At 70.2% G+C, this 3,063-nt stretch carries 5 protein-coding genes; 2 read left to right on the top strand and 3 right to left on the bottom strand.

The genetic code is table 11. From position 1 onward, the window contains the following. Positions 1 to 135: 135 nt before the first annotated feature. Together AB0I53_RS49445 and AB0I53_RS49440 are read right to left on the bottom strand one after the other, a co-directional pair. A complete protein-coding gene (locus tag AB0I53_RS49445; RefSeq protein WP_358618155.1) occupies positions 136 to 309 on the bottom strand; it encodes a hypothetical protein in 174 nt (57 codons plus the stop codon). Positions 310 to 314: 5 nt separating this feature from the next. Then, positions 315 to 824, bottom strand: a complete 510-nt coding sequence (locus AB0I53_RS49440) for a GNAT family N-acetyltransferase (RefSeq protein ID WP_358618152.1) — start codon at positions 822 to 824, stop codon at positions 315 to 317. A gap of 77 nt (positions 825 to 901) precedes the next feature. On the opposite strand from AB0I53_RS49440, the gene AB0I53_RS49435 reads away from it, so the two are divergent. Together AB0I53_RS49435 and AB0I53_RS49430 are read left to right on the top strand one after the other, a co-directional pair. Further along, positions 902 to 1,438 (top strand): TetR/AcrR family transcriptional regulator, encoded by a 537-nt coding sequence (locus AB0I53_RS49435; protein ID WP_358618149.1) that lies wholly within the window; start codon positions 902 to 904, stop codon positions 1,436 to 1,438. A 66-nt stretch (positions 1,439 to 1,504) separates the two neighbouring features. Then, positions 1,505 to 2,569: an NADH:flavin oxidoreductase/NADH oxidase gene (locus AB0I53_RS49430; protein ID WP_358618147.1), complete on the top strand. Its 1,065-nt coding sequence runs from the start codon at positions 1,505 to 1,507 to the stop codon at positions 2,567 to 2,569. A 168-nt stretch (positions 2,570 to 2,737) separates the two neighbouring features. Here the strand turns inward: AB0I53_RS49430 and AB0I53_RS49425 are convergent. Then, on the bottom strand, positions 2,738 to 3,063 hold a 326-nt coding region (locus AB0I53_RS49425), incomplete at its 5' end, for a hypothetical protein (RefSeq protein ID WP_358618144.1).

The raw sequence follows: 3,063 nt of genomic DNA, 5'->3' as shown, positions 1-3,063 counted from the left end.
GCAACGCCATGGTCCAACTCGGCATCCGCAGCTTCATGGGCACCGAAGGCAACGACTGGGGCCCCCTCATGGCAACAGCCGGACTAGCAGCCCAAAAGACTCACGGCCCCGTTGCTGCTCGCGCGCCGCTCCGCGTCAGTCGGGTCGTTGCTCGGGGAGCACTTCACCGCGGAGGATCCAGGCGTCGCCGCGGCGGATCCAGTGCAGCGGCTCCGGTTGCGGCGGCCAGGCCAGCAGGTAGCGGTCGTACAGGTCGTTCATCGTCCGCACGTACTCTGCTACCGCGCGCAGCCAGGTTCCGGTCCGCATAGCCGTCACCCCAGTTCGAGGTCGTACCTCAGCTCGTCGAGTCGATGGCCCCACTGCCGGACGGGATTGCGCTCGGTGCAGCGGAATCCCGCGTCCAGGTACAGCCGGGCGGCCGATTCCAGCGAGCCGACCGTCCACAGCTTCACGCGCTTGAAGCCCCGGCCGCGCGCGTGATCGAGCAGGGCGCGCAACAACTTCCGGCCGACTCCGCAGCCCCGGACGGCCGGGTCGACCAGGAACCAGCGGACCTGCGCGACGCCGTTCCCCTCGTCGGTCAGCGCGACTGTGCCGACGACCTCGCCGCCGCGCTCGGCGACCCACAGCCAGCCGGGTTCAGCGCCAGGCTCGTCCCGGGCTTCGCCCAGGGCGGTGGCGAAGGCGGCGAGCCCGTGCGCGACGTGCGCCTCGAAGCGTTCGTCGAAGTCGTGCTCCCGCGCGTAGAGCTCGCCGTGCATGGCGAGCACGGTGCCCAGATCGCCGGGGCGCGGGCCGATCCGGATGGAGATTTCGGACATGCGGCGCTCCAGTAGACTGAAACAGTCGTTTCAGTCGTAGGCTAGCAGCCTGACCAGGACCGGAACAGAGGGCGACGATGACCCAGCGGGACGATGGCCGCCGCGGCGAACTGCTCGCGAAACTCCTGGACTACTCCGCGACGCACGGGCTCTCCGAGGTGTCGCTGCGGCCGCTGGCGGCGGCGGTCGGCTCCAGCCCGCGGATGCTGCTGTACTTCTTCGGCTCCAAGGAAGAACTAGTCAAGGAGGTGCACCGGCACGCCCGCGATGTCCAGCTCCAGCTGCTCACCGACACCATCGGCGACTGCTCGGACCGGGCCGAGGTGCTGCGCGCGCTGTGGCGGTGGCTAAGCGATCCGGCACACCACAACATCGTCCGGTTCTTCTTCGAGAGCTACGCACGCTCGCTGCACGCCCGCGGCGGCGCGTGGAACGGATTCGGCGAGGCGAGCGTCCACGAGTGGCTGCCCCGGCTCCGGCAGGCGCTCGGCGGCTCCGACGCCGAGGCGACGCTGGCGCTCGCGGCGCTGCGCGGCCTGCTGCTCGACCTGCTCGCCACCGGCGACACCGAGCGCGTCGAGGCGGCCTTCGAGGATCTGCTGCGCGCGGTCTGACCGCCCGGATTGTGAGATGGCCGGAGCCTCGGAATACCTCGTTCCGCCAGGGCGTCAGAGCTGGTCGTGAGCCATCTCTTCGAACCGATCAAGCTGCGGGACGTCGTCGTCCGCAACCGCGTGTGGGTCGCGCCGATGTGCCAGTACTCGGCCGTCGACGGCCTGCCCGATGACTGGCATCTGGTGCACCTCGGCCAGTTCGCCACCGGCGGCGCCGGGTTGATCATCACCGAGGCAACCGCGGTGGTGCCGGAAGGCCGGATCAGCCCGCAGGACACCGGACTGTGGAACGACGACCAGGTCGCGGCGTGGCGGCGCATCAACGACTTCCTGCACGCGCAGGGCGCGGCGACCGGGGTGCAGCTCGCGCACGCCGGGCGCAAGGCGTCGACGACTCCGCCGTGGGAAGGCAGCAATGGGGTGCCGGCGTCCGAGGGCGGCTGGGAGACGGTCAGCTCGACCGGCAACGCCTTCGGCAACCTGCCCGCGCCGCGCGCGCTGACCGAGACCGAGATCGCCGAGCTGCCCGAGCAGTTCGCCGCGGCCGCGCGCCGGGCCGAAGCGGCGGGCTTCGACGTCGTCGAGCTGCACTTCGCGCACGGCTACCTGGCGCACCAGTTCTACTCACCGCTGGTCAACGACCGGACAGACCGCTACGGCGGCGACTTCGAGAACCGGGTGCGGGTGGTATTGGAGATCACCGACGCGGTGCGCGCTGCCTGGGCGGCCGACAAGCCGCTGCTCGCCCGCCTCTCGGCGACCGACTGGGTCGAAGGCGGCTGGACCGGGGACGACTCAGTCCGGCTGGCCGGGCTGCTGGCGGAGCGCGGGGTGGATCTCGTCGACGCCTCGACGGGCGGCGCGGTGCCGAAGGCGGACATCCCGATCGGCGCGGGCTACCAGGTGCGATTCGCCCGGCAGATCCGCACGGAGGCGGAAGTCCCGACGGCGGCGGTCGGCCTGATCACGTCGCCGGAGCAGGCGGAGGAGATCGTCTCGTCGGGGTCGGCGGACGCGGTCCTGCTCGGCCGCGAACTCCTACGCGACCCGCACTGGCCGCTGCGCGCGGCAGACCGCCTGCACGCGGACAACATCTGGCCGAAGCAGTACGAACGAGCCCGCCGGGTCTGACCCATCGCGGAAGAACCGGTGACCGGGCGCGTGGGGCGGGGGCGTGTCGCGCCCGGTCACCGGGGTGGGCCGGTGCGAGTGGGGGTCGGGGAGGTCACCGCACCGGCCCTGCTCGGGGTCTCGTGAGTGCTGGTTCCGGTAAGAACCGGAGTCAGCACTCACGAGGGTTCAGGCCCGCAAGTGGTGGCGTCCGGTGGGTTCGTCGGGGTCGGTGGTGGGGAATCCCGTTGGTATGCGGGGATGTTCATGTTCCGGCCCGTGTTCTTCTCGGGTTTCGGCTTGGATGTCGGCTATGAGGTGCCAGACCGTGTAAGCGCCTTCGCCGCCTCCGGCGTGCTGACCTGTCGTGAACGCGAGCGCTCGGGCGGGGAGCTGGGTGGTGAGCATGGCGAGGATCAGCAGGTTGAACAGGACGAACGTGCTGAGCTGAATCCAGAACATGACAAGGGTTCCTTCCGTGATGTGAGTGGGTGCAATTTCACGAGAAATTGACG

It is taken from the genome of Saccharopolyspora sp. NPDC050389, assembly GCF_040655595.1.
Taxonomy (GTDB): domain Bacteria; phylum Actinomycetota; class Actinomycetes; order Mycobacteriales; family Pseudonocardiaceae; genus Saccharopolyspora.
Note: the sequence above shows the minus strand (reverse complement) of the source record. Positions and strands in the feature narration are given on the sequence as shown.